Here is a 26,295-nt window from a genome sequence, read left to right as displayed (position 1 = left end):
TGACCTTTATTGTAATTGGTGCTATTTTCCATATATTATAAAATACAAAACTACTTGCTAGGGAGTTTTAAGTATGCCGCTTGCCAATGTCTCGCTCGACGATAAATACACGTTGGAGGAAGGCCGTGTGTTTCTGACCGGTATTCAAGCGCTGGTTCGATTACCGCTCATGCAAAAAGCCCGCGACAGGGCAGCGGGCTTAAACACAGCCGGTTTCATTTCTGGTTATCGTGGTTCGCCACTTGGTGGCTACGATCAATCTTTGTGGAAAGTTCGCCCTCTCCTCAAAGAAAACGATATTCATTTCGAGCCCGGCATCAACGAAGATTTGGCCGCGACAGCTGTTTGGGGCAGCCAACAACTCAACATGTACAAAGGGGCCAAATATGATGGTGTTTTCAGCCTCTGGTACGGGAAAGGCCCGGGTGTAGACAGAACAGGCGACGTATTTCGTCACGCGAACTCCAACGGTACATCCAAATACGGCGGTGTTCTGGCACTTGCAGGCGATGATCATGGTATTGTCTCCTCAACCGTCGCCCATCAAAGCGAGCATGGCTTTATCAGTTGGATGATGCCTGTCTTACACCCTGCCAATGTGCAGGAGGTGCTTGATTACGGGTTAATGGGTATCGCCATGTCCCGGTACAGCGGTTTGTGGGTTGGTTTCAAATGCATATCTGAAACGATTGAGGGTGGTGCGTCCGTCTATGTAAGTCCAGATCGTGTAAATATCAAATATCCGGATATCGAGCTCCCACCGGGAGGACTGAATATTCGTGGACACGACGATCGCTTCGATCAGGAAGTTCGCCTGAACAAGCATAAAATTTATGCCGCTCGCGAATTTGCTCGCATAAACAATCTCGACAAAATTGTGATGGATAGCCCCAAAAGACGGTTTGGTATTGTCACAACTGGCAAGGCTTATCTTGATGTCCGCCAGTCCTTACGCGATTTAGGCATCACTGATGATATGGCAGCTGATATTGGTCTGTCTGTCTATAAGGTCGGCATGCCCTGGCCACTGGATCCAATAGGAATTCGTCAGTTTGCCGAAGGGCTCGAAGAAGTTGTCGTTATTGAAGAAAAGCGGGCCATTATCGAAAACCAGATGAAGGAGCAGCTTTATAACTGGGATACCGCTGTTCGCCCCCGCATTATTGGGAAATTCGATGATCAAGGCAATTTCATACTCCCTTCATCCGGAGAGCTGACACCTGCGAGCGTCGCGCGAGTCATTGCCGCCCGTATTCGCCGTTTTTATACGTCAGAACATATTGAACAACGACTGGCTTTTCTTGATCGCAAAGAGCAGCAACTCAACCAGTCGCCCGCCAAAATAAAACGAACTCCGTTCTATTGCTCAGGCTGTCCACATAATACGTCTACAGTTGTACCAGATGGCAGCCGTGCCGTTGCTGGTATTGGCTGTCACTACATGGTGACATGGATGGATCGCAATACGAATGAATTCACACAAATGGGTGGTGAAGGTGTGCCATGGGTGGGACAACAACATTTCACTGACGAGAAACATATTTTTGCCAATTTGGGTGACGGAACTTACCATCATTCGGGCCTGCTAGCGATCCGCCAGGCAATCGCTGCAAAGGCCAATATTACATACAAAATCCTATACAACGATGCGGTGGCAATGACAGGTGGCCAACCTCTCGACGACCAACTGACACCATGGCAAATTGCTCAACAGCTTGCTGGTGAAGGAGTGCAACATATTCGCGTTGTCTCCGATGAACCAGATAAATATCCATCCAATATCGATTGGCCAAAGGGAACAACCTTTCATCACCGCGATGATCTGGATAAAATCCAGAAAGAAATGCGGGAACTTCCGGGCGTGACCGTGCTGCTGTATGATCAGACTTGTGCATCGGAAAAACGCAGGCGGCGCAAACGCGGAACTTACCCTGATCCTGCAAAACGCGTCATGATTAACGACCTTGTTTGTGAAGGGTGTGGTGACTGTTCAGTTCAGTCCAACTGTATTTCTGTTGAACCCCTCGAAACGGAATTTGGACGGAAACGAACAATCAACCAATCAAGCTGCAACAAGGACTTTTCTTGTGTCAAAGGCTTTTGCCCAAGCTTTGTAACCATTGAGGGCGGACAGCTCCGCAAACCCGAAAAAAGTGCGCAGGACGACCCTGCCAGTGATGTTCCACTGCCAAACACAAAAGAAATAACAAATCCGTACCGAATTCTGGTGACAGGAATTGGGGGGACTGGCGTCGTAACAGTTGGTGCCTTGATGAGCATGGCAGCTCATATTGAAGGTAAAGGTGTCACTGTTCTGGATCAGGCTGGACTTGCCCAAAAAGGTGGTGCCGTTACGAGCCACATTCATATTGCTCCAACACCAGAAGATATAAGCGCAGTTCGTATTCCAGCAGGACGCGCAGATCTTCTGATCGGCTGTGACATGGTTGTTGCAGGTTCATATGATTCCCTTGCGAAACTGGATGTCGGGATCGCCAAGGCAGTGGTCAATTCTCATCCAGCACCAACTATGGATTTCACTTTAAATCCAGATGCTCCATTCCCGGTTCAGGATACACTGGATCACATTATGGAAGCTGTTGGTAAGGACGCCTGTCATTTACTGGAAGCAAGTGAAATCGCGACAACACTTATGGGTGATGCAATTGCGACAAACCTCTTCATGCTGGGTTATGCTTTCCAGAAGGGCTTTGTCCCTCTCTCGTTAGAGGCTTTATTACGAGCGATCGAGTTGAACGGTGTTGCGATTGACGCCAACAAGAAAGCTTTCGCTTGGGGGCGCAAAATGGCTCACGACCCTGACTTTGTACTGGGTGAAGTTGAAAAGCTCAAAGGTCCTGTGGATATTATGCACCCAACAGATGATCTTCAGGTCATGATTGATCGGCGGATCGAATTTCTGACGGGCTATCAAAACACTGCATATGCAAAACAATACGAGAATGTCATAGCAACCGTTCGCGGCGCTGGACATGACGAGCTGACCAAACGCGCTGCCAAGTCCTTGTTTAAACTCATGACGTATAAGGACGAATATGAAGTCGCACGCCTGCACACCGAAGCTGGATTTCAGGAAAAAATTGAGCGGATGATGGATGGGGAGTACAAAGTCAAATACCATCTGGCACCACCGCTTTTAGCGAAGAAAGACAGTGAGACGGGACATCTGAAAAAGTCCGAATATGGTCCTTGGGTTGGAAAGGGTTTCTCTAAACTTGCCAAATTCAAATTCCTCCGCGGAACAGCATTTGACATTTTTGGGTATACCGAAGAGCGGCGCGAAGAGCGCAAGCTAATCAAACATTTTCAAGGCACTCTGTCTTATGTAGTTGAACATCTGAATTCAGATAATTTACCAATTGCCCTTGAGTTGTTTGAACTGCCTATGAAAGTTCGCGGTTATGGTCATGTTAAAGAAAAGGCAATACGACAGTATTACTTAGAACACGACCATTTGATGGAATTATTCAAAAACCCTGAAAAGCAAGCTCAAGCGGCCGAATAAATTTCACAAAACCATAGCCCGGGAGTATTGATTTACCCCGGGCTTTATTTTGAGTCTCAATCTAAGCCTTTGACTTACGCCGTTTTTTCGCTTCTTTGAATAATGGCTTGAGCCCCATGGTCATTTGACGAATAAGAGTAGCTGTTTCCATATTGAGGTCAATTTTCGCAGGACTTCCGGTCGCCGACTTTTCATGCCGGCGCGCAGCAGATTTCAAAATTCGCTTCACATCCCTGTCGTCAAGAATTTCCTGCCGGATTAACTCCTGCAGTAATATCTCCACTATGGTTAGAGCGGCAAAACCTGTTGTATCTGCGGAAAACTGTCTCATTCCCCCTCACGAAAAAAGGCCGTGATGCAACTCCACCACAGCCCCTTGCACTTAATAAGTGTTTTTTTGTTTTCAAGTACTATTCCTTTGGCACCGCTTTCCATTCACCAGACAAGGTCAGATACTCGCTACCACCGTTACGGTAAAAACTCTTCTCTCCCGTTTTTTCGAGTACATTCAGCATTGCAGGAAGTGGCCTGTTCTCAGCCTTCAGTCTTGCGATGACTTTATCTGCTCCCAACTGATCGAGAAGTTCGAATGGACCTTTCGCCCAGCCAAATCCCCAGCGCATAGCCCTGTCAATATTCACAACATCATCGGCAATTTCGGGGATCAGATCAGCAGCATACAGAAGTGTACCTCCCATAGTGTCCCAAACCAGATTACCCTCTGCAGAGTCATCAAAGAACACTGTTTCCGGAGCCTGCAAAGAAGGAGCCAGTTCAATAGCCTCAACAGCACGCCAGCTTTCCTCTTTCAGGTCAAAAATCTCCTTTGTCTTGCTGCCGTCATCCGCAACATTCAGGCGATAAAACCCACCTTTCGTTTTTCGACCTAATTGCCCGCGCTCAAGCATGGACTGTTCTGCGGCAGGAAAACTTGTAAAGCTGCGCCCTACATCATTTGAAGGCAGATTGACCGCTAGGTTCTTACCAACAAGATCCATGATATCCAAACCGATCAAATCGATTAAGCCGTACAAGCCCGTAGGCGGCAGTCCCACTGGCTTACTCAGGAGTGCGTCAATTTTCTCCATTTGCATACCGGCATCCAAAGCTGGTTTTGCCTTATGCAAACCTGATAACATGAAAAAGCAGCCAATTCGGTTGCCAATAAAATTCACGGTATCCTTTGCGTATACGACGCCCTTACCAAGTTTTTCACCGCAGAACCGAGCCAGAGCGTCAGTGACTTCTTCAGTCGTCTCCTCCCCCGGGATCAATTCCATCAGGCGCATGATTTTCACCGGGTTGAAAAAATGGGTGACAACAATATCCCGCCGCAGGCGCTCAGGCATTCCTGCCGCGATATCTTTTAACGGAATGCCTGAAGTATTGGTTGAGACAACTGATCCTTCTCGGCGCAAAGGCTCAAGTTTCGAGAACAAGTCCCGCTTGGTTTCCAAATCTTCAATAATTGCCTCGCATATCCAGTCATAACCTTCAATTTTTGGAAGATCATTTTCAAAACTTCCCAACTTGATGCGTTTAGCAGATTCTGGATTTTCAAACGCAGGTGGACGAATGGTAGTCATTCGTTCGAGTGACGCTTGCGCGGTTCCATCGTTACATCCAGAAGCAGAACCTCTGCTCCTGCATCCGCAGATGCAGCAGCTATTCCAAGTCCCATGGTCCCACCGCCCAAGACGGCAACTGATTGAATTTCTCTTGTCATTGGTTTCCCTCAAAAATTACTACCTTTGACTACCATTTGAGAGAGACGGGATAAACATGAAATTACTGCCTTTAGCACAAAAAACGGCAACAGTCTTGAGACTGTTGCCGCATCGAGGTAGGAGCAGTTCAAAAGGAAATTTTAAACGTCAGTTTCCAACGTCATAGCAAAATCCTTAATCACTTCCTCGGTAATCTTGGAGGCTGGAAATGCGACCAGAATCTTCGAGCGAATTTCAGTCGCTGATAACCCTTCCCTGTAATGCTCAATGATCATATTCTGTATTTTTTCTCTTTGCGGCTTGGATTTTGCAACGGCAATTCGAACAGCAGCGTCTTTGGCTTCCAACAATTTTTGAAGTGCGACCATTTTTTGCGAGTGGTTTGGGAGTTGCTCTACCAAAGAATGAGCCAATGCGTTAAATGGTTTACTGATGCCTTGCAACCCCTCCGGTAAATGCTTGTAGTCAAAAAACGACAACATGTCCTCATAAGGGGCTCTGGAAATCATAGCCTGACGCTTGGCAATTTCTTCAGTCTTTTGAGTCATTGGGGAGTCTCCTGATACATACCACTGTGTGAGTTCCTTGGGGGGAACTTGATATCCCGAATAATATCGCTAAAGACTGACTAAAATATTAATAAAATCTAAAAACCTGCGCACATAAAAAAACCGGCGCAAAACTACGCCGGTTTTCAATTAAGAAATCTGAAAATTCTTATTTGGCAACAGATTTTCCAGTTGATCCCAGCTCGGAAAATGCCTGCCCAAGGCGCTCAACCATTTTCTCTTCACCCATACGGAGCCATTTTCTAGGGTCATACAATTTTTTCAGCGGCTCGTCCGTTTCAGGATGAATTTGATGTTCAAAGGCCACCATATTCTCCTTTGCAAATGCACCCACACCTTGAGCAAATGCAAACTGAGTATCCGTATCAATGTTCATTTTAAATACGCCATACTCAATAGCTTCAGAAATCTTTTGCGGCTCAGAGCCAGATCCGCCATGGAACACCAGATCCAGTGGTTTTTCAGATAAGCCATGTGTTTTTGATACAAGCTCCTGCGAAGCTTTCAGAATTTCAGGGCGTAACTTAACATTACCGGGCTTGTAAACGCCGTGCACATTTCCAAAGGAGGCCGCAATAGAGAAATGTCCAATGGGACTCAAACGGTCATAGGCTTCCAGCACATCTTCAGGCTGAGTGTATAATTTGCTATTGTCAATAGTATCAACGTCGCTGCCGACACCGTCCTCTTCGCCACCTGTAATACCAAGTTCGATTTCGATGCTCATATCAAGCTCTACAGCGCGTTTCAAGAGCCGGGCACTTTCAGCGAGGTTTTCCTCAAGTGGTTCTTCGGAAAGATCAACCATGTGAGAGCTGAACAAAGGAACACCGTTCTTTTTCTTATATGCGACCCCTTCCTCAAACAAGGCATCAACCCATGGTATCAGTTTGCGATTAGCATGATCAGTGTGCAATACAGCACAGATACCATAATATTTCGCCAGCAAATGAACATGCTGAGCGGCTGAAACTGCACCATAGAGCATGGCATCTGCGGAATTTTCCATTCCTTTACCGGCAAAAAAATGTGCACCGCCATTGGATAATTGAATAATAACGTCAGAGCCGTTTTTAGCTGCGGCTTCCATAACCGCATTAATGCTGTCGGTCCCCACGACATTAACAGCGGGCAGCGCAAAACCACCGGCTTTACAGTTGCTTACGAGTTTCTGATATTCTTCACCGAATACCACACCAGCTGGAAGTTGTAGTGACACGGAATTTTCCTCTCTTAAATGTGTTTTCATTTCTGACCCAAATTCGGCCAGCTTCATACGGCGTTACAGGTTAAAAACCTTCTTCGGGGGGTTCGTTATCCTGTTCGGCTTCCGGTGCCATATCATCGATCATGCCAAGCGCATGCTTGTACAGGTCAATCATATATTCCTGCTCCTGATAGTCGGCTTTGTCCATTTTCCGAAGACGCAAAATCGCACGCATTGCTTTTACGTCAAAACCGGACCCTTTGGCTTCTGCAAATATTTCCTTAATGTCGTCGGCAAGAGCTTTTTTCTCTTCTTCCAACCGTTCGATACGCTCAATAAAGGATCGCAGATGATCCGCCGCGACGCCGCCAACGTCAGCCATTATTCACCTCTTTTAATTATAGATAAATTCTAATGAGTAGGGTTTACCGATATTTGTCGGTTTTCGCTAGTGCCTGACCCCTATTTTTTAATCATTTGGCTTGTTTTTTTCAAAATCAGCTAACTTGTCTGGCCCAGCCTCTGTTTGATACTTATTTTTCCACTCTGAATAAGGCATTCCGTAAACAATCTCTCGAGCGGCTTCTTTGCTCAAATCAATACCTTTTGCGTTGGCTTCCTCCTGATACCAGCGTGATAAACAGTTCCGGCAAAAACCAGCCAGGTTCATCAAGTCAATATTCTGAACGTCGGTTCTTTCCTGTAAATGGTCGCGAAGCCTGCGAAATGCGGCTGCCTGTAGTTCAATTTCAGATTTATCTGTCATCTTTGTCTCTCGCCTGCTGAATATCTAATTTAAACCCGATACGGTTTCTTCAAGAACCTGATCAACGACCTTATGCAAAGCTATCTTCAAATCCTCGCCTGCCTCAACTGCGTCATTGAAAATTTTAAGCTGTCGCTCTGCTGAAGTTCCGCGCGCAATTATTTTTCTTGCGTGCAAAACTTCTTCAAGGCACCCCAATGCTTCTGCATCTTCGCGCACTAGCTCAATAATTTCCTCGATCAAATCGCCAGCGGGTACCTGACCGACTATTCCCAAATCAATTAACTTGCCTTCCACGCCAAAACGCTGCGCCAGCCAACGATTTTCTGCAACAAGCGTTGTTGGATAAATGCGCCATCTCTGATTATTTCGCCGTAGCCGGTACAACATGCGAAGCAGGCTTGAGTATATCGCAGCAATACAAAGCGTGTCCTCCATCAGCGTGCATACATCAGTCATGCGCATTTCAAGAGTTGGGAATTTCGAAGACGGGCGCAAATCCCACCAGATCTTTGATCCATCCTCAATCGATCCCGCCTCAACCATTACATTAACCAGCCTCTGATACTCGCCCCAACTGTCAAATCGATCGGGTATGCCCGTGCGAGGCAAGCTATCGAACACACTTAAACGGTATGATTTCAGACCACTGACTTCCCCTCGCCAAAATGGGGAAGAAGTACTCAGAGCCAGAAGGTGCGGTAAAAAGTAGGTAACCTGATTCATCAGATCAATCCGCATTTCCTGATCTTCGATTGCACAATGAACATGCATACCGCAGATCATTAAACGCCGTACGACCGCCTGCAGATCCCGAGCAATCGTATCGTATCGCTCGCGCGCAGTATGTTTAAGCAAATGCCAATCAGCAAATGGATGGGTGGAGGCTGCCATTAACCGCAATCCATGTTTTTCCGCAACGGCCGCTACTGTTGATCGTAATTCACTCAAGGCTGCTCTGGCTTCGCTGATATTAGAACAAACGCGGGTGCCTATCTCAATTTGTGATCTTAAGAATTCCGGTGTCACCTGATGATCGGGCAGCTTCTCCTGACATTCTTTCAAGATTTCTTCTGGTGGATCAATGGCAAGGTCCCTGGTTTTGGGATCCACCAGCAAATACTCTTCCTCAATCCCGATTGTAAAGCTTGGCTCTTTGATCATCACATTCTTATTCCGCTGAAGTCGGGGGAGACTGACTGACCTTGTCCGCAATCTGGTTGATAACATCAACCATCAAACCCGCCCATTGCTCGGCTCCATGGTGGGTATCGATCAAATCTTGCCGAATTTCCACCACCACATGGGGTATGTTTTTCTTTGTCCCATGTTCATTCATTGTATATCCAAGTGGTTTTCTGGCGGAATAAGGCTCATTATCCCCCACGACCAGTGTTGGATTTTTTCGAAGAACATCCAGCATCGGCAACGCAATCCGTCCATCCTGATCCCACAAAACACCCACATGCCAAGGTCTTTCAAAATCATTCATTATCGGTGTAAAACTATGCATCGAAATAACCAATGGACTTTTATGCTGCTTCAGTTTTTGCGCCAAAATCGCTTCAATTTTGAAATGATAAGGTGAGAAGTAGGTGGAAATTCGCTCTTGCCGATCTTCGTCCGTTACATTCTCATTCATCGGAACGACCACACCATCACTAATGTAAGGCGTGGATGAGGGATCATCCGGATAGCGATTGGCGTCAATAAGCAGTCTTGAAAATTTGGAAAATATCGCTGTACATCCCAGACGCTCTGCCATGCGTTTGGTCACATCTTCAATGCCAATATCCCACGCCACATGCCGCCTCAATAAAGAGACGTCCTCAATTCCCAGATTATTATACTTTTCCGGTATTTCGCGGCTGGCATGATCGGCGATCAAAAAAACCGGTGTTTGGCTCTCTTCATTTAAAAGGTAATAGGGGTCAGACATTTCTCGTATTTCCGAGCTGTTGGGAAGTGGCGATCTTATGCCACAACACCCCCGCTTGAAAAGGTTACATTTCACGAAAAGTCGTCAAAGACCTCACAAGCGCTTTATTTGTACCAACGTTCCTCAATGGCAACAGCGATACCCAGGAAGTCAGCTTCCTCCTCCATCATCGCGCCAGGGGCAAGGTACCAGTCTGTCATCTCATTGTTAAAGTAAGCAACGGGATCCTTCAGGCCAGAATTTGCAAGCTCATCAAGCCTCTCCACAGCCCAGACATAGTGATACCGTTTTCCACTGTTTTGTGCACGCCTGATCATTTCCTCGCGTAAATCAATGGGTGGCTGTGATTGGCTCTCAAGCATGCTGTCAGAAAATTTGACAGAAGGCTCCGTTTTCGCGACCTGAACTTGCTCGCTTCCAAAAAATCGGTGCCAGATAATTTGACTGTTCGGAATGATATAATAGCGGGTCCACGCGACACAATAACCAATTGCATCCGCAATCCGGTACAACAGACGGATAGCCTTACGTTTCAAGGCAATCCGAAAAAACCAGCGAATCTGTCTATGAGTTGGAACCATTTTCATAGGCAATAGTATGTCGCTTTTTTGTGTTAATTTTTTACTAACATATATGCCTAAGAGTATGATTTTGCGTAAAATTAAAATCTGGTGAATAATACGGCAATGTAACGGGGAAATTGCGTATTCAACACATCTGATCATACGGGCGGGAGTGATGCGATGAGACGTCAACGAAAAACCAAAATTCTGGCCACGCTGGGCCCTTCAAGCTCTTCCGCTGAAATGGTGGGAAAACTGCATTCGCGTGGCGTGGACCTGTTTCGATTGAATTTCAGCCACGGCGACCATGTGGATCATAAAGCCCGTTATGACATCATCCGCGAACTTGAAGTAAAACAGGGTCGCCCCATTGGCATTCTCGCGGATTTACAAGGACCGAAAATCCGGATTGGAACATTCAAGGGCGGTAAAATATGCCTCGAAGAAGGACAAATCCTAACACTTGATTTGAACGAGAGCGACGGTAACGATAAAAGGGTTGCATTGCCCCACCCAAAAGTAATGGAGTCGCTCGAAGAAGGAACAGAACTTCTTCTGGATGATGGGAAACTAAAGCTTAGAGTTCTCGAGGCGAGTTCAGCAACCGCCAAATGCCAAGTGTTGGTGGGAGGCACTCTTTCTGATCGCAAGGGGGTAAATATCCCCAATGCAATCGTCAAAATGAGCGCCCTAACCGACAAAGACAGACGGGATCTGGATTTCGCCCTTGAGCTGGGGGTGGACTGGATTGCCCTTAGCTTTGTTCAACGCCCGGAAGATGTAGCCGAAATCAAGAAAATCGTAGCTGGCCGGGCAGGCGTAATGGCAAAAATCGAGAAACCGGCTGCTGTCGAACAATTGGAAGGCATTATCGAGCTCGCTGACGCAATTATGGTAGCTAGGGGGGATCTTGGCGTGGAAATTCCGCTCCAAAAGGTTCCTTCTATTCAAAAAAACATAATCAATTTCGCCCGCGAAGCTGGAAAACCAGTCGTAGTTGCCACACAAATGCTGGAAAGCATGATTACTTCCCCTGTTCCAACACGAGCTGAGGTAACGGACGTTGCCAACGCCATATATGACGGCGCTGATTGCGTAATGCTGTCTGCAGAAAGTGCCGCTGGAGATTACCCGCTTGAGGCCGTCGCCACCATGAGCGACATCGCCGAAGAAACTGAAAAAGATGTCACCTACCAGAAACGCATGGACAACCAGCATGGTATTTTGGAGGCAACGACCGCGGATGCAATCAGTGCTGCAGCTTCTCAGGTAGCGCGAACAATCAACGCAACCAGTATCGTTACCTACACCACATCAGGATCTACGGCACTTCGCGCCGCAAGGGAACGCGGCACGACACCAATTGTGGCGCTTACCCCATCCCTTTCCACAGCCCGGCGTTTGGCATTGGTCTGGGGGCTGCATTGCGTTCATACCAAAGATGCCGAAAATTTCGCAGATATGGTGGAGAAAGCCTGCAACACCTGCTTTCAGGAAGGTTTCGCAAAACCCGGAGAAAGAATTGTAATCATGGCCGGCGTTCCCTTTGGAACACCGGGCTCGACCAACATACTGCGAATTGCCTGGGTTGGTGAGAAAACCCTTAGTGCTGTATAGTTTCGCTCAACATTTCAGGCTTCGGTCCGCCCGTTGCCCAATCCAGAAGCTGAACAGTGTGTACAACTGGAATATTTAAACCCGAGGCAATCTGAGCGATACAGCCGATATTACCCGCTGCGACCAGATCTGGCTTAACCGTTTTAATATTTCTCACTTTGCGATCTCTTAGACGCGCCGATAAATCCGGTTGCAATAAATTATAAGTTCCCGCTGAACCACAGCATATATGTGCCTCCGGCAAGGTCTTAACGTCGAAACCAGCTGCAGCCAATAATGCTTTGGGCGGCTCCACCACTTTCTGTCCGTGCTGGAGGGAACAGGCAGAATGATAGGCGACTACAAGATCAGGATTAAAATTATCGAGTTTAAGCTCTAGGTCAGATAAATATTCGGTTATATCTTTTGCAATAGATGCAACTGCAGCCGCCTTTTCTGCCATTTCTGGCTCACTTGCAAACATGTGGCCATAATCCTTGACCGTCGTACCACACCCTGAAGTATTGATAATAATCGCCTCCAGGCTACCCGCTTCAATCTCTGCGAACCAAGCATTTATATTCCGTCGTGCAGAAGCCAAAGCAGGCTCTTCCTGCCCCATATGTAGGGGCAAAGCGCCGCAACAACCCGCCTCGGGCGGGATAACAACATCAACATCATGGCGATTGAGTAACCGGATAGTCGCATCATTAATATCGGGTGATAAAACCTTCTGTGCGCAGCCTGTCATTAATATCACCCGCTTGTCGCTCCCCTGCCGGGATTTGTGAAGCGGCTGCTCATCCATTATGGAGCGTTGCGGTATTTGCGACGGTGCCATTTCCAGCATCGCCCGAATACGCCCTCTGAACAGTGACTTTAAGGGCCTCGCGATAGAAGCTCCTAGGAGTGATAGACGGAAGAGATTTGGACGCGCTAGAATAACGGACAGTATACGCCTTAAAATCCTATCGAATACCGGGCGCTCATAAGTCTCTTCAATATAGCTGCGAGCATGATCCACCAAATGCATATAATCCACACCTGACGGACAGGTGGTCATACATGAAAAACAGGACAAGCAGCGATCAATATGAGTAACTGTCTCTTTCGGTGCAGCCTCGCCGCTTTGAAGCATTTGCTGAATCATATAGATGCGGCCGCGGGGGCTATCTCTTTCATCTCCCAATTCGGTATAGGTTGGGCAGGTTGCAGTACAAAATCCGCAATGAACGCAATTTCGCAAGATATCATTTGAGGCAGCAAATTTAGGATCAGCAAGCTGCGCAAGAGTGAACTCAGTTTTCATCGCTAATTCCGCCTAACCTATAGAATACATTCTTGCAGGGTTTAAAATTCGGTAAGGGTCAAACCCTTCTCTGATTTTTTCCGAAATTCTGGCTTTGACAACATCAACAGGTTGGAAAACCTCTACCCGAGAACGAATATCAGAAGAAGCCCGGATCAAGGTTGCATGACCACCATTTCTGATTTGTGATCTGACAATTCCCTGCCCTGCATCTTCAAGCCCTTCTGGAAGAGACAGCCACAGCAATCCTCCCGCCCAGTCCATGAAATACTCCAGATCTTCGATCTGCTGCCGCAATCTGAATATATAATCTGCAGCATCCGACGGTGGCAAAGACACTCGCCAGACCAACCGTCTCTGATCTTCCACATAAGCGCCAACGTCAGAAACAAATTTCCACAGTTCGCTGGATCGCTTACTGTGCAACTCCTCAAGTTCTCCCTGAGCATCAAACATTGACCGCAAAGCATTCAGACGAAAATCAACGGAAGGACCATTGCCATCGATCAGGATAGCTGTAACAGCTCTGTTGGCATTGGAAACATAATCAATGTTTGTCCGGCCCGCGATCTGCTCAGGAAGGTAAGCGGCGGCGGCCACTTCATGCACTGACGACATTGCATCGCGCATGGTTATGACTGCTGCATTAGGTTCCTGCCCGAAAATCAAAACTGTCCGAAGCTTTTCCGGTTTTGGGAGCACTTTGAACGTGAACTCACTACAGACTGCGAGAGTGCCATAACTCCCTGCCACCAGCTTACAGAGGTCGTATCCGGTCACATTCTTCATAACCCGGCTTCCTGTCTGAAAGGCTTGTGCACGTCCTGTAAAACCGTTTACCCCCAATAAGTGATCTCTCGCCGCACCCATTTTGATACGCTGAGAGCCGGAAAGATTAGAACAAAAGACTCCACCAAGTGTTCCAAGCCCTGCGCCCTGCCCCAGCAAAGGTCCCAGGTCGGGTGGGCAAAAAGCCAGTTGTTGATCATTTTCATGCAAGACTGCGTTAATCTCATTGAATGATGATCCGGCAGCCGCTTTCATAACAAGTTCCGCTGGCTCATACATCCGCACCCCAGAGAGATTGGCAAGCCGCAATTCCGCCGCAACCTCCATCGGTCGCCCCAAACTCTCTTTTGAGCCATTTCCCGAAATAGAGAGAGACTGTTTCTCTGAGATTGCCCAATCGAGTGCGTCTTTTATCTGATCGGGACTGGAAATATCAAATACAGTCATTTTAAAACCTTGGAATATCTGGAAATGGTAATTTCCCATTATGGACATGCATTTTGCCAAGCTCCGCGCAGCGATGCAGGACTGGAAACACCTTTCCGGGGTTCAAACGACCTTCCGGATCAAATGCACATTTCAGACGTTGCTGCTGCTTCAAATCATCTTCGGAGAACATTTCTCCCATCAGGTCACGCTTTTCAATGCCGACACCATGCTCACCTGTCAGCACGCCGCCCACCTCAACGCATAATTTCAGGATATCTGCTCCAAATTGCTCGCATTTCTCAAGTTCACCGGGAATATTGGCGTCAAACAAAATAAGCGGATGAAGGTTTCCGTCCCCTGCATGAAAAACATTGGCTACCCTCAGTCCATATTTATTGGAAAGTTCATTCATTCTCTTTAAGACCAATGGCAGCTGACTGCGAGGTATGGTCCCATCCATGCACATATAATCCGGGGAAATTCGTCCCACAGCGGGAAAAGCCGCTTTGCGTCCTGCCCAGAAGGTAAGCCTCTCTTCTTCACTCTGGCTTTGCTTGATAACGCTTGCACCGCAGTCACCCGCTATCTTTTCAATTAGCGAGTTGTTATGGGCGATTTCAACTTCAGGGCCATCGAGTTCCACAATAAGCAATGCTTCCACATCTAATGGGTACCCCGCATGGCAAAATTCCTCTGCTGCATGGATTGCGTATTTATCCATCATTTCCATACCAGCGGGGATAATACCCGCCGCAATTATGCGTCCAACGCAATCTCCAGCCTGTTCGCTGGATGGAAAACCGATCAGCTGGGCCGTGACATGCTGCGGGCTGCGAAGCAAGCGTACTGTCACTTCTGTAATAACCCCGAGCAAACCTTCAGACCCAGTAATTACCCCCAATAAATCGTACCCTTCTGCATCCAGATGCTTGCCACCCAAACGGATTATCTCTCCGTCCATTGTGACCATTTCAACGCCCAACACATTGTTGGTTGTCAGTCCGTATTTAAGGCAATGAACTCCACCTGAATTTTCCGCAATATTTCCGCCGATTGTACACGCAATCTGGCTAGATGGGTCTGGGGCGTAATAAAACCCATCTGACTTAACTGCATCGGTAATGGCGAGATTGGTCACACCTGGCTGCACAACGGCGCAGCGATTATTATAATCAACCTCAAGGATCCTGTTAAATTTGCCAAGTCCCAAAAGCACCCCATCCGCAAGTGGCAAAGCGCCACCAGAAAGGGACGTACCGGCACCTCTTGGCACCACGTTTACCCCCTCAGAGGCACAAAATTTTAGCACCTCAGCAACCTCTTCCTTTGTTTCCGGAAGAACTGCAATCATTGGTAATTGGCGGTAAGCGCTAAGGCCATCACACTCAAATGCTCGAAGTCCGGCCTCTTCATCTATGACAGCTTCAGGATCCCTGATTATCTGTCTCAATCGCTGAACAAGATAGCCTCGTTTCGCGATTACCTCTTCATTGGGCTTTGGCATCATGACCATAGGATCACCTCAAATACTACGTTGAAGTACAAGTATAAGGCATTTCAGGCACAAAAAAACCGCTACTGCGAAACAGTGCGGCTTTTTTCACGATTCAGAATTCCGCATTACGGAATCACTTAAGGCGCAGTCAATTAGCCTGACGCGCCTTGAAGCGTGGGTTAGTTTTGTTGATCACATACACGCGGCCTTTACGGCGAACGACGCGGCAATCGCGATGACGTTTTTTCGCTGATTTGAGCGAGTTAATTACTTTCATGACACAGATCCCAAAAAACTGTTCTGAATTTGAAGGCCGGAACATACTGCCCGCCCCACGGCTTGTCAATGCGCAAAAGGCAGAATTATTGACTTTTATGCGTTTCGCATATTTCCTATCAACGGATTACAGAATTTCTGCAGGAACACGGGCATAAATTCGAAACACCTTCAAGGCTCCACTCTCCATAGCCTGCACCCGAGAAGTCCAAAGTTCTCCCTCTTTCAGCACCCAATCGTGCAGATGACCGCTCTTTTCACCTGAACTGGTTCGAGCAGCATATTCTGCAAAGGCTTTCAGAACATTGGCTTTATATTCAGCGGTCGTATCTTCAGCAATACTCACTTCAAAACCAGCTTTGGTCAGGAGTTTCCGAATCTCCTGTACATCCAGCAAATGAGGCTGCCTTGGCTCATTTACGGCCCATTTCTGGACATCCGGATCGTCCATGGTTTTGCCTTCGAGCATATAATCAGACATCATGAACTGCCCTTCCGGCTTCATCATGCCATGAATACGGCGGAAACAGTCGAGCTTGTTCTTTACGCAGAAAAGCGCTTCAGAAGCATACGCAACATTGGCAGATTTCAATTTTGGCTCAAAATTTTCGAAATTGGCCGATTTAACTTTGATAAAACGTGTCAGCCCTGCCATTTTGACAAGATTGGTAGACGCCTCGACCAATTCGTCTTCTTCTTCGTAGGCGTCCACATAGGTTTCAAATTGATCGACAACCCAAGTGGCAAATCCACCCAGCCCTGAACCAAGCTCTACCACACTCATCGTCTTGTTAATGCCAAGTGGGTTGGTTAGCTTTTTCTTCGCGCTGTCTGGAATACACCGTGTCATGCCATCACCAAATAAGGTCACGACGGATCGCTGCCGGCTCACAGACCAACCTTGAACTGTGGGGGGACCATCATCATTTGCCGTCTGGTCCGCCGCCTCGTTTTCAACTGGCTTGCGCTTTTCCTGCAATTCATAGCCTTCCCACCAGAGTTTTAACCGCTCTTTCATAGGAAGTTTTTCTTCGGCTTGATCCTTCACACTGCCTGCCTTGGCACTCATTACACACACACCCCTACGATTTCAATCTGACAGATTGAAGTCCCCCTTATATCGCATTGTCAAAATAATGTCAGATAAATATTAACCTTGGGTAAATCAGTGTTTGCAGGGTTTAGCTGGCTTTTTGTTTAATATATTCATCGCGTAATTCACGTTTCAAAACCTTGCCTATTGTACTGCGCGGCAAGTCTTCGCGAATGACAACATCTGAAACCCGCTGTGTTTTCCCAAGTCGGGCGTTGACCCAGTCTTTAATTTCGGCTGCGGATGTCTTCGCGCCGGTTTTCAAGACAACCAGACCAAGCGGTGTCTCCCCCCACTCCTCACTCGGGATTGCAATGACAGCAACGTCATCTACATCAGGGTGCTTCACAAGTTCGGCTTCAATATCCGCCGCATATATATTAAAGCCACCAGAAAGGATCATATCTTTCTTGCGGTCCAGCAGATACAAAAATCCATCTTCGTCTAGACGCCCCATGTCCCCACTTTTAAAGAACTTCTGCCCCTCGGGTGACGTCCAGATCATTTCTTCAGTCAAATCTGGTCGGTTATGATATCCCGTCATCATGGCATCTGATCGGCCGACGATTTCACCAATTTTACCTACCGGTAATTCATTTCCATTGTCATCAATGATGCGGATTTCTGCACCCAGCCCTGCCTTGCCTACAGACGCCAATTTATCTGGAAACTCCTCTGTTGACAGAACTGTACCAATGCCACCTTCCGTGAGGCCGTAAATTTCAATCAGATTTCCCGGCCACCGTTTTAATGCATCCTGTTTAACCTGTTCACGCAACGGCGCACTTGTTGATAGCTTCAGTCTGAAGCTGGACAAATCAAAGTCATCAAATTTGTGATAAGCCAACAACCGTTGATATTGGACTGGAACCAGCATTGTATGTGTCGCTTTTTCGCTTTCCGCCAATTCAAGATATTTTTGAACATCAAATTTGGGCATCAGAACTACCCGACCACCTAACGCCAACGTTGGCAACATGGCGACAAGAGTTGTGTTGGAATACAAAGCCGTTGCAATCATGGTTGTAGCACCGGCTTCAAGCCCCATTGCTTTAAAGCGAATAACATGCTGATATCGCATATAATGGCTTTGCTCGATTCCTTTTGGGACACCCGTCGTTCCTGAACTATAGATCAGATTAAAAGCATCTTCCGGCGCAATATTCGCAATAAACAACTCGTTTGTGGCGGCACCGATCAGCTCTTCAAAAGACTGCCAACCATCTTTTTTGAAATCAAATGCAACATAGCCATCTTCGGGAAGTTCGGGAATTGTGCCCGCGAAAGGTGAAACAAGGTCGAGTGTGGAACTGGAAACAAAAAGCATTTTTGCTGCGCTATCACGCATCATTCCTGCCAATTGTTCACTGGACGCCATTCCAGATAACGGTACCGCACACACACCAGCCTGCAGTGCACCCAAAAAAACAGCTATATAATCAGTACTACTGCGGGCAAGAATAGCGATCTTATCCCCTCGTCCCAAACCCCGGGCCTTCATGAGGTTCGCCACACGATTAATTCGATCCACCAGCTCAGCCCATGTAAGCACAGTGTCTTCCACCTTCAACACCGGCAATTCTGGATCACGAAATGCTGCGCGTTGAAACAACAGAGGAAAGGGCACAAAGCCCACTTCTTCGTCTATTGCATTAAAATCAATGGGATTTAATGGAGATACTGTTGTCATGTGATCCTCTTTTCATTTTTTGAACAAAGGATACCCACAGGACAACCGAATGCAATGCCTACTTTACACTATTCGCCTTTATACCGCCTTTTGCCTTAATGTAATTCATTACTGTTGTCGCCATCAATGTGCCTGCTGACTTATCAATTAGGACTTTGCTGTCGGGGAGCATAGAATAACCATCACCACCACCTGCTACATAATCATTTGTTGCCAATGTGTATTTGCTTTCGGGTTCTAGTTTCCTACCGCCGACTTTGATTTGTGTGACCCGGGCTCCTACGGGCTTGTTAATATCATACGAATATTCAAGCCCGGAATAATGGGCAAATCGACCCGCAGCATTTTCGACATCCGAAACCCCATGCTCCACCATGTCTTTCACCTGTACACCCGTCAACTCAAGCTTAACGGTTACATTCCCAAAAGGTAACTCGCCTAGAATATCTTTGCGGGTTAGCATGGCGCCTGCTTCATACTGCCGATCACCGCGGATACCGCCACCATTTGTAAACCCTATATCTGCCTCAACCTCATCTCTCATTGCTTGTGCAATGTATTTTCCAAAAAAATTCTCTTTTGTTCGTACTGACGAGCGCCGTGTATCAAGCGCCAGCTCGGTTATTCCCACAGCAACATTCAACTGTTGATCTAAACCTGCTTCAAACTTCGCAACCATTTCTGCAACAGGTGCTGATTTGGGGACAGCCGTGGTCGATTTCAAATACCAGGATGGAATGATGGAAAGGTATTTTTTGCCTCGTTTTTCTTTCCACTCCAAAGCCAATTCAACAACACCCAGATAGCGAAGATCAGATCCGGCCTGCAGGATCACAACATTGTTTTCCACAGTCGCAAAGGGTCGGTGATCATGACCGCCCAAAATGACGTGCAAACCGTCTACTTCATTGGCCAATCGCAAATCATCGGCTAAATTCATATGTGTAAGGGCGACGATTATATCAGCACCGTTATTTTGCAGCGAACTAACCACAGTGGATGCTGCCTTCACAACATCCTGAAATACAATTCCCTCCCCGGGAGAGGAAAGAGTGGCTGTCTCAGGTGTTACAAGACCCAGAAATCCGACTTTAAAACCATTAACCTCTTTAATAATCGACGAAACTGTTCCAAGCGATCTGATACCCTCTTTGAGACTTATATTACTTGCAAGCCATGGAAAATTGGATTGCGCAATACGTTCGCGGGCCACTTCTGCACCAAAATCAAACTCATGATTTCCAACAACAGCAACATCAATCCCGATTGCGTTCATCATGTCGACCATTTCCACCCCAAATGACAGGCCTGACATCAAAGACGGAGAGATCAAATCGCCACCAAAAGTCGTGATTGCATTCGGTTGCCGTGCTCTTTCTTGTTCAATAAGCGTGGCAAGTTCAGGAAAACCGCCATAGCCGGGCTTACCGCTTATCTCCCCCATATCATTACTGTGCAGAAAACTTATCCGTACCTCCTGCGCACTTGCAACAAAAGCGAAATTTATCGTCGCCACTAAAACTGCAAAAAACAAACAAGCTTTTGACAAAACTGAGTTGGTAGTGCGCATTTTAGCTTCCTCTTCCAATTAAAGAATATTATTGAACTTCTGCACATCAACTGCACTATAGATTAACCCCAAATTCAATAAACGCAGAGAGAAGAATTCTTGATGTTTTCTTTAGATCCCAGACTTGCCGCAGATACCTTTGAACTTGGCGAAACCGAGCTGTGCAAAATTCTTCTAATGAACGACAGCAGATATATTTGGGTTATACTGGTTCCGAAAATCAATGGAGTGGTCGAACTGCATGATCTGCCAAAAGAAAACTATGATGAAGTGATGAACACTGTCCGCTTGTTCTGCCGTCAGCTTGGGACCTACAACAATTGCGAAAAAATCAACATTGGCGCACTTGGAAACGTGGTCTCCCAACTTCACATCCATATTATATCCAGACGCAAATCAGATACCGCTTGGCCGGGTCCGGTCTGGGGCCACAGCGCTTCCATACCTTATACCGAGCAAAAGCTTTCGAAAGTCATGACAGACTTAAAAAAGCTTCTATATTTAAATTAACCAGTTAATCCATCTACCATGATAATCCCCGCGTCCTAGCAGTATTTTCTGTCCTCCGGGCCAAAGTTGCAAATACAGGCCCGCACCCGGGGCCACGTCATCCGCCTCTAAAAAGACCCACGCCAATGGGGCGTTATCAGTTGCGTTACGGCCAACCTGCTCAATTATATTGCGCCCCTGCACCTGTCTTTCATCAGGAAAATACTGCCACGCGATTGTGTGATAAATAATATGTACTGCGCCGCTATACTTCTGCTGCAATCGCAGATCCAGCCATTCAATAGCGTCACTTTTCTCAACCGACGCTGAGGTACCCTTAAAAAGCTCCACGGCATTTCGTGTTCTATCAATCCGATCCTGTTGATCCGCCCATATATAAGATAACAACCGTGTAACCGACTTCTCAAGCGTCACATCAACCGGATTCAAATCACAGGCAGAGCGGTCGAAAACATCCACGTTTTGAAACTCAGGCAATTGACCTGAAACATCTGGACAGATCCGAACTGGCGAGTTTGAATTTCCGAAATTCACACCACCGTAATCGTAGCGGTATTTATCCCACAGCATGTTCAAACCCGCACTGGCCCCCAGCTCGGACATAACGAATTTATTTATCCCTGTTCTCTTGGCAACTTCCATAAAAGCGGGAAGTAATATCCCGGCGCGGCGAACTTCATTTGTTTGTGGAGCGCTTTTCAAATACTGAAGAACAAAATCTTCATTCTCTTCAACGGCTTCCTCTATTGCAGCCATTAGCTGATTATCAGTAACCCCTTTAGCATGGCTCTTGTAGATCTCCGCTAGATTTGGATTTAACTTTTCCAGAACAATTGCGTGAAGTGCGCCGCAAAAGCGAAGCGAAACAGAATCTCCCGACGGACCAAGATCACCCGGCCAGTTTTTCATCACACTCCATACCGCACCAGTTTGTGGATATCGCTTCGCCACCAAACTCAGTATTCTCGCGGTAAACGGTGAGCCGAGTTCATTGCAGGAAACGGCCTGAGAGAGCATGGCATCGGAAATCTTGTTTTCACTCATACAAAATCCTTCTTATCAATTATTTGGTAATATTCTTACTTTAGAGCTTGCAGTTCTATGGAAACAAACTGTGCGAAAATGCAACATTTAGGGAACAACCCGTTTCACAGGGTTGGTTAAGTGGAATGGACGAAGTTAGACTGCTGATAAATATACTGTGGACTACTCTATTCGTGAGTATTTCCATATACTTTATCAGAAAATCCCGTCTTTTTCCAAAAACAGATCGTGGCATGCCTGTAATGCTCATTGGTTTCCTATGTTTAAGCGCTGGTTCTGTGCTGGGAATCTTCATGTCTATTCCGGCTATTTTTGATGGTCTCCTGGAAGCAAATCACGTGCGCCAAAGCTATGTCATCGCGGATGTTATTCGCGCTTTGGGAGCCTTGATTGTGCTCAATGGCATCATCTTTTGGGGTAAAGAGCTTCTAAGTCAGTACCAGTTGATTAAAAAAAACAACTCTCTTGAAGAAAGAATATCCCGACAGAGTGATTTGCTTGCCGCTCAATCAAGAGATATTGAAATCAGGACAATTGACTATCTAGAGCAAAAAGAAGCTGCAATTGAAGCAGAACGGTCGAAAACAAATTTCTTACGAAATACCAGTCACGAATTTCGCACCCCTCTCAATGCTATTATTGGATTGTCTGATCTAATTTCAGAAGGCAAAGCCTCAACACGAGAAGAACAAAGAGAATTTGCCAGAATGATCTCGGATTCTGGCCGTAAATTATTGAAAATAATAGACACTCTACTGGAAATTGCGCGCATTAAATCTGGCGAATATATTGCCAACCCACAACCGGCACGTGTCAAAGACATCATCGATCAATGCACGGCTTTACTGCTTCCCAAAGCCCATGCCAAATCCATCCGATTTGAATATGGAGAGGATTTTCCCGAGTACGCTGAAGCCGTATATGATTCAAATGCAACCCATCACATTCTAACCAAGATCATTGACAATGCGATTACTTATTCACCTGAAAACACAGTAATCACTATTGATGTCGACCAGTCGGACGAGGATTTCACGAAAATCCATATTTCTGACGAAGGACCCGGAATTCCTCAAGATCAGTTAAAAACCGTTTTCGAAATTTTTGGCCGAGCAGAAAAATGGCAACATCGCGGTGATGCAGAGAATACAGGTCTCGGCCTTGCACTTGCGCTCAAAATGGCGGAAATCCAGGATGGTCAACTGACAATTGAAAGTGACGGCTCCAAAGGAACGACTTGCATTCTATCGTTACCTGCGTATCGAAGTGCAAATCTGAAAGCAAGTTAGTTTGACTTGGAAATCACCTCTACCAGGCCGGCTCGCACGTAAATACTCTGAATAAAATGATGTTTGATATCCTGATATAACCGCTCTACGTCCTCCTGCGTTCCTGCAAACATTTGCTTTAGGGCCAACCCACGAAGAACTGTCAGAAGCGAGGCCCTCCAGCTAATTTTCTCCCGGTCAGAACATTCGAAATCGCACATCAATGTAAGCCATTGATCATCACGTTCCGTTTCCAGCAAAGCAATAGCATCACGAATATTACCGCTAAGTTCAGGGATCAGACGGCCATGCAAAGTCAATTCGATAAAGACCACATACGTGTCGCTCCGATACCCATCCCAGTAGATATCAACAATTTTTGCAAGCCGTTCCTTACGCTCCATTTTCAATAGATCCGCAGCCTCTACTTGCTCAATCATCGCGTTGACGACTTTGATGACGACCTCACGAAGCAATTCGTAAGGGTTTGCGAAATGATATTGAATAGCTCCTCTTGTCAGACCAGCAAGTTCGGCAACCTCTGCCGTGGTAAAACTGGCTGCTCCCTTGTTTTTAATAATTTCAAATGCTGAGTCTATCAGCTTTGCGCGCGTCTCCTCACGTCGCTGCTGCTGTGTCCTGCGTTGAGGTACACCTGCTGCCATTTACCGACCCCTTTTTTTGTCGCCTGTTAGTTTCAGGTTTTATTATTGTTTTTTCAAATTCAATGCAACGCCCTGTCGATGCCTGTTAATCCTACAGAAAAACACCCTGAGTTCAACACGAGAAAAAAATTGATTTTTTATCATTTTTCTCTTGATACATTCATGAATGAATGTTAATTTCATTCTCATAACAATAAGAATAAAGGGGGAACTGGTCAGTGCAGGGTGTGCGTCTAAAACCCCCATCCTTTTGTTTTCTTCCTTGAAGACTAGCGAAAGGCTTTACAGGGATCCAAGCTGTCATCAATGGGATCGTTGGTGCTTGAATCTTTTTTCCGATTTATCGGTTTAAGCCTCCCCTGGTTACACGTAAAGCCTTTCGCACTTTTCTCCTTCAAACCTCAACTAGTTTCCGCATGAAAAAAGCCCCCATAAGGGAGCTTTCGTCTTATTGATCTATTATTTGCTGGTGTTATTTACATTTCACCAGTCTGAGCGGCGTATATTCGATTGCGACGCTACCATCTTGTTTGGTTATCCTGTTACGCGTACGAACCAGCCCCCTGCCAGCCTTACTGCTCAAACGGGATTCGATAACTTCACACTCAACATGGATAGTATCCCCCGCGAATACAGGACCTTTGACATCAAGCTCCATATTCAAAAAGGCAAGACCGGTATATTGCATGGTAGATTGCACCAGTAATCCCTCAGCGAATGAATAAACCAGCGCACCTGGCGCTACCCTGCCTTTTATGTCCTCTGATTGAGCGAGATATTCCGTGTTCATGAACAGAACTTCCTGCATGCCGGTTGCATTTATGAAATTCACGATATCTGCTTCGGTAACCGTACGCCCGATTGTCTTAAACTGCTTTCCAAGCGGAAGATCTTCGTAGAATAATCCAAGCCCTACTGTTTCCATAACCTGTTCCTTATTCTGCAAATGCAAGTCTGCCGATGATATTGCGTTGTATCTGGTTGGTTCCCTCAACGATTTTAAGAACCTTGGCATCTCTGAAATAGCGGCCGATTGGATACTCTGAAGAAATGCCTGCTGCGCCAAACAACTGAACGGCATTTTCAGCAACCGTCATCGCCGTATCTGTTGCAAACAGCTTGGACATTGCAGCCATACCCGCCAGATCATTTCCACGAATACCAGCATTAACCATTGCAGCGGCCTTATATACCATTAACCGGGACGCTTCTGTCTGTGTTTCCATATCAGCAATCATCCAGCGAACGCCTTGAAAATCTGAAATATGTTGACCAAATGCCCGGCGATCACGAATGAATGCTTTGGTGTGATCAATGGCCCCTTGCGCCAGTCCCACTGCCCGAGCACCAATATATGGCCGCGACTTGTTAAAGGCTTCCATCACAATTTTAAAGCCCTTGCCCTCTGGGCCTAGGCGTGCGGATTCTGGAACATGGACGTCGTTGAGAAACAATGGATTGGACGGAACTCCCCTTGCTCCCATTTTGTCTTCTTTTTTGCCGATTTCGAAACCAGGCGTATCACGGTCAATGATGAACATATTGATACTACTTGTTCCGGGTCCATCCCCCACTTTGGCGGCAACAACGACAAAGTCTGACATCTCAGCATTTGTGCACCAAATCTTTTGGCCGTTGATCACATATCCATCAGCAGTTGGAACGGCTTTTGTCTTGATCCCTGCGACATCAGAACCACTTTGCGGTTCCGTTGTTGAAAACGCACCTCGCAAATCACCTGAGGCAAGACCCGGTAGATATTTATCTTTCTGCTCTTTTGAACCTCCGGCCAGAATTGCACCAAATGGCAACCATTGAACCAGCAACAAATATGCTGTGTTGTAACAGACCCGGCCCAATTCCTCGATCGCCAGGCAGCAAGAGATACTATCTTCAGTGCCGCCATATTCTTCCGGGAACGGCAAAGTAAACAAGCCCAGTTCTTTAAGCAGATCAAACATATCCTGAGGATATTCCGCTGTCTTATCGATGTCGTTTGCACGAGCAGCGACCTTTTCATTTGCAACGCGTCTTACTAGCTCCTGTACGGCACGTTGGTCGTCAGTGAGTTCAAAGTTCATGATCTGTCTTCTCTTGCTGGCTGCTTGATTTGCATCGCAGACTATTTGACTAAAAATTTGGGCAGGTTGGAAATATTATTTCGTCCTGCCTTGTTATTTTTTTCAGATACTATTTCAGAACATAAAATTCGATTCCAATATATTATTGATGACATAACAATATATTTTTTATATTAATGATAA

25 protein-coding genes are annotated in these 26,295 nt (G+C 46.5%); 4 read left to right on the top strand and 21 right to left on the bottom strand.

Annotation, left to right across the window (positions count from 1 at the left end; genetic code table 11):
- Positions 1-73 precede the first annotated feature (73 nt).
- Positions 74-3,526, top strand: coding sequence for an indolepyruvate ferredoxin oxidoreductase family protein (locus JCM23214_RS13245; protein WP_025899357.1), 3,453 nt, complete (start codon positions 74-76; stop codon positions 3,524-3,526).
- Between the two features lie 61 nt (positions 3,527-3,587).
- On the opposite strand, the gene JCM23214_RS13240 is transcribed toward JCM23214_RS13245, so the two are convergent.
- The 10 genes from JCM23214_RS13240 to JCM23214_RS13200 all read right to left on the bottom strand — a co-directional run bounded on the left by JCM23214_RS13240 (position 3,588) and on the right by JCM23214_RS13200 (position 10,270).
- The gene (locus JCM23214_RS13240) at positions 3,588-3,857 is read right to left on the bottom strand and encodes a hypothetical protein (protein ID WP_025899356.1); all 270 of its coding nucleotides are present in this window, start codon (positions 3,855-3,857) and stop codon (positions 3,588-3,590) included.
- A gap of 79 nt (positions 3,858-3,936) precedes the next feature.
- Complete coding sequence (locus JCM23214_RS26070; RefSeq protein ID WP_051548172.1) at positions 3,937-5,112, bottom strand: 3-hydroxyacyl-CoA dehydrogenase; 1,176 nt, start codon at positions 5,110-5,112, stop codon at positions 3,937-3,939.
- A complete protein-coding gene (locus JCM23214_RS26065; RefSeq protein WP_084264817.1) occupies positions 5,109-5,252 on the bottom strand; it encodes a 3-hydroxyacyl-CoA dehydrogenase NAD-binding domain-containing protein in 144 nt (47 codons plus the stop codon). Before JCM23214_RS26065 ends, JCM23214_RS26070 begins: the two co-directional genes overlap by 4 nt.
- A gap of 141 nt (positions 5,253-5,393) precedes the next feature.
- Positions 5,394-5,801 carry a hypothetical protein gene (locus JCM23214_RS24715; protein WP_199899596.1) on the bottom strand — a complete coding sequence of 136 codons (408 nt, stop codon included), beginning with the start codon at positions 5,799-5,801 and terminating at the stop codon, positions 5,394-5,396.
- Between the two features lie 169 nt (positions 5,802-5,970).
- Positions 5,971-7,071 carry a class II fructose-bisphosphate aldolase gene (gene fbaA / locus JCM23214_RS13225; RefSeq protein WP_051548195.1) on the bottom strand — a complete coding sequence of 367 codons (1,101 nt, stop codon included), beginning with the start codon at positions 7,069-7,071 and terminating at the stop codon, positions 5,971-5,973.
- A 40-nt stretch (positions 7,072-7,111) separates the two neighbouring features.
- The gene (locus tag JCM23214_RS13220) at positions 7,112-7,411 is read right to left on the bottom strand and encodes a DUF2312 domain-containing protein (RefSeq protein WP_025899353.1); all 300 of its coding nucleotides are present in this window, start codon (positions 7,409-7,411) and stop codon (positions 7,112-7,114) included.
- Between the two features lie 87 nt (positions 7,412-7,498).
- Positions 7,499-7,795, bottom strand: a complete 297-nt coding sequence (locus JCM23214_RS13215) for a DUF1244 domain-containing protein (protein WP_025899352.1) — start codon at positions 7,793-7,795, stop codon at positions 7,499-7,501.
- 24 nt (positions 7,796-7,819) lie between these two features.
- Positions 7,820-8,956 (bottom strand): carboxylate-amine ligase, encoded by a 1,137-nt coding sequence (locus JCM23214_RS13210; protein WP_025899351.1) that lies wholly within the window; start codon positions 8,954-8,956, stop codon positions 7,820-7,822.
- Between the two features lie 10 nt (positions 8,957-8,966).
- Positions 8,967-9,734 (bottom strand): N-formylglutamate amidohydrolase, encoded by a 768-nt coding sequence (locus JCM23214_RS13205; RefSeq protein WP_025899350.1) that lies wholly within the window; start codon positions 9,732-9,734, stop codon positions 8,967-8,969.
- A 104-nt stretch (positions 9,735-9,838) separates the two neighbouring features.
- Positions 9,839-10,270 (bottom strand): hypothetical protein, encoded by a 432-nt coding sequence (locus JCM23214_RS13200; RefSeq protein ID WP_148301886.1) that lies wholly within the window; start codon positions 10,268-10,270, stop codon positions 9,839-9,841.
- Positions 10,271-10,477: 207 nt separating this feature from the next.
- Between JCM23214_RS13200 and pyk the strand changes: the two genes are divergently transcribed.
- Positions 10,478-11,914 carry a pyruvate kinase gene (gene pyk / locus JCM23214_RS13195; protein ID WP_025899348.1) on the top strand — a complete coding sequence of 479 codons (1,437 nt, stop codon included), beginning with the start codon at positions 10,478-10,480 and terminating at the stop codon, positions 11,912-11,914.
- Here pyk and glcF read toward each other — a convergent pair.
- From glcF to JCM23214_RS13165, 7 genes are all read right to left on the bottom strand, one after another.
- Positions 11,901-13,202 carry a glycolate oxidase subunit GlcF gene (gene glcF / locus JCM23214_RS13190; RefSeq protein ID WP_025899347.1) on the bottom strand — a complete coding sequence of 434 codons (1,302 nt, stop codon included), beginning with the start codon at positions 13,200-13,202 and terminating at the stop codon, positions 11,901-11,903. The genes pyk and glcF overlap by 14 nt on opposite strands.
- 12 nt (positions 13,203-13,214) lie before the next feature.
- Positions 13,215-14,438 (bottom strand): FAD-binding protein, encoded by a 1,224-nt coding sequence (locus JCM23214_RS13185; protein ID WP_025899346.1) that lies wholly within the window; start codon positions 14,436-14,438, stop codon positions 13,215-13,217.
- Position 14,439: 1 nt separating this feature from the next.
- On the bottom strand, positions 14,440-15,933 hold the full coding sequence (locus JCM23214_RS13180; protein WP_148301885.1) for an FAD-linked oxidase C-terminal domain-containing protein: 1,494 nt from the start codon (positions 15,931-15,933) through the stop codon (positions 14,440-14,442).
- 130 nt (positions 15,934-16,063) lie between these two features.
- Positions 16,064-16,192 (bottom strand): type B 50S ribosomal protein L36, encoded by a 129-nt coding sequence (gene ykgO / locus JCM23214_RS20795; protein WP_037493654.1) that lies wholly within the window; start codon positions 16,190-16,192, stop codon positions 16,064-16,066.
- Positions 16,193-16,318: 126 nt separating this feature from the next.
- Complete coding sequence (locus tag JCM23214_RS13175) at positions 16,319-17,260, bottom strand: methyltransferase domain-containing protein (RefSeq protein ID WP_025899344.1); 942 nt, start codon at positions 17,258-17,260, stop codon at positions 16,319-16,321.
- Positions 17,261-17,372: 112 nt separating this feature from the next.
- Positions 17,373-18,974, bottom strand: coding sequence for a class I adenylate-forming enzyme family protein (locus JCM23214_RS13170; RefSeq protein WP_025899343.1), 1,602 nt, complete (start codon positions 18,972-18,974; stop codon positions 17,373-17,375).
- Between the two features lie 58 nt (positions 18,975-19,032).
- Positions 19,033-20,544, bottom strand: a complete 1,512-nt coding sequence (locus tag JCM23214_RS13165; protein WP_025899342.1) for a bifunctional metallophosphatase/5'-nucleotidase — start codon at positions 20,542-20,544, stop codon at positions 19,033-19,035.
- A gap of 102 nt (positions 20,545-20,646) precedes the next feature.
- Here JCM23214_RS13165 and JCM23214_RS13160 point away from each other — a divergent pair, with 102 nt between their 5' ends.
- Positions 20,647-21,054, top strand: coding sequence for an HIT domain-containing protein (locus tag JCM23214_RS13160; protein ID WP_025899341.1), 408 nt, complete (start codon positions 20,647-20,649; stop codon positions 21,052-21,054).
- Here JCM23214_RS13160 and JCM23214_RS13155 read toward each other — a convergent pair.
- Entirely contained in the window at positions 21,046-22,098 is a 1,053-nt protein-coding gene (locus JCM23214_RS13155) for a DUF2332 domain-containing protein (protein WP_025899340.1), read from the bottom strand. The genes JCM23214_RS13160 and JCM23214_RS13155 overlap by 9 nt on opposite strands.
- A 293-nt stretch (positions 22,099-22,391) precedes the next feature.
- Between JCM23214_RS13155 and JCM23214_RS13150 the strand changes: the two genes are divergently transcribed.
- Complete coding sequence (locus tag JCM23214_RS13150; RefSeq protein ID WP_159104362.1) at positions 22,392-23,387, top strand: sensor histidine kinase; 996 nt, start codon at positions 22,392-22,394, stop codon at positions 23,385-23,387.
- Here JCM23214_RS13150 and JCM23214_RS13145 read toward each other — a convergent pair.
- From JCM23214_RS13145 to JCM23214_RS13130, 3 genes are all read right to left on the bottom strand, one after another.
- A complete protein-coding gene (locus tag JCM23214_RS13145) occupies positions 23,384-24,031 on the bottom strand; it encodes a TetR/AcrR family transcriptional regulator (protein WP_025899338.1) in 648 nt (215 codons plus the stop codon). The two genes, JCM23214_RS13150 and JCM23214_RS13145, sit on opposite strands and share 4 nt — an antisense overlap.
- A 472-nt stretch (positions 24,032-24,503) precedes the next feature.
- Complete coding sequence (locus tag JCM23214_RS13135; protein ID WP_025899336.1) at positions 24,504-24,956, bottom strand: MaoC family dehydratase; 453 nt, start codon at positions 24,954-24,956, stop codon at positions 24,504-24,506.
- 10 nt (positions 24,957-24,966) lie between these two features.
- Positions 24,967-26,112, bottom strand: a complete 1,146-nt coding sequence (locus JCM23214_RS13130; protein ID WP_025899335.1) for an acyl-CoA dehydrogenase family protein — start codon at positions 26,110-26,112, stop codon at positions 24,967-24,969.
- Positions 26,113-26,295: the final 183 nt, after the last annotated feature.

The organism is Sneathiella glossodoripedis JCM 23214 (assembly GCF_000616095.1).
Taxonomy (GTDB): domain Bacteria; phylum Pseudomonadota; class Alphaproteobacteria; order Sneathiellales; family Sneathiellaceae; genus Sneathiella; species Sneathiella glossodoripedis.
This window is presented reverse-complemented; position numbering and strand designations above follow the sequence as displayed.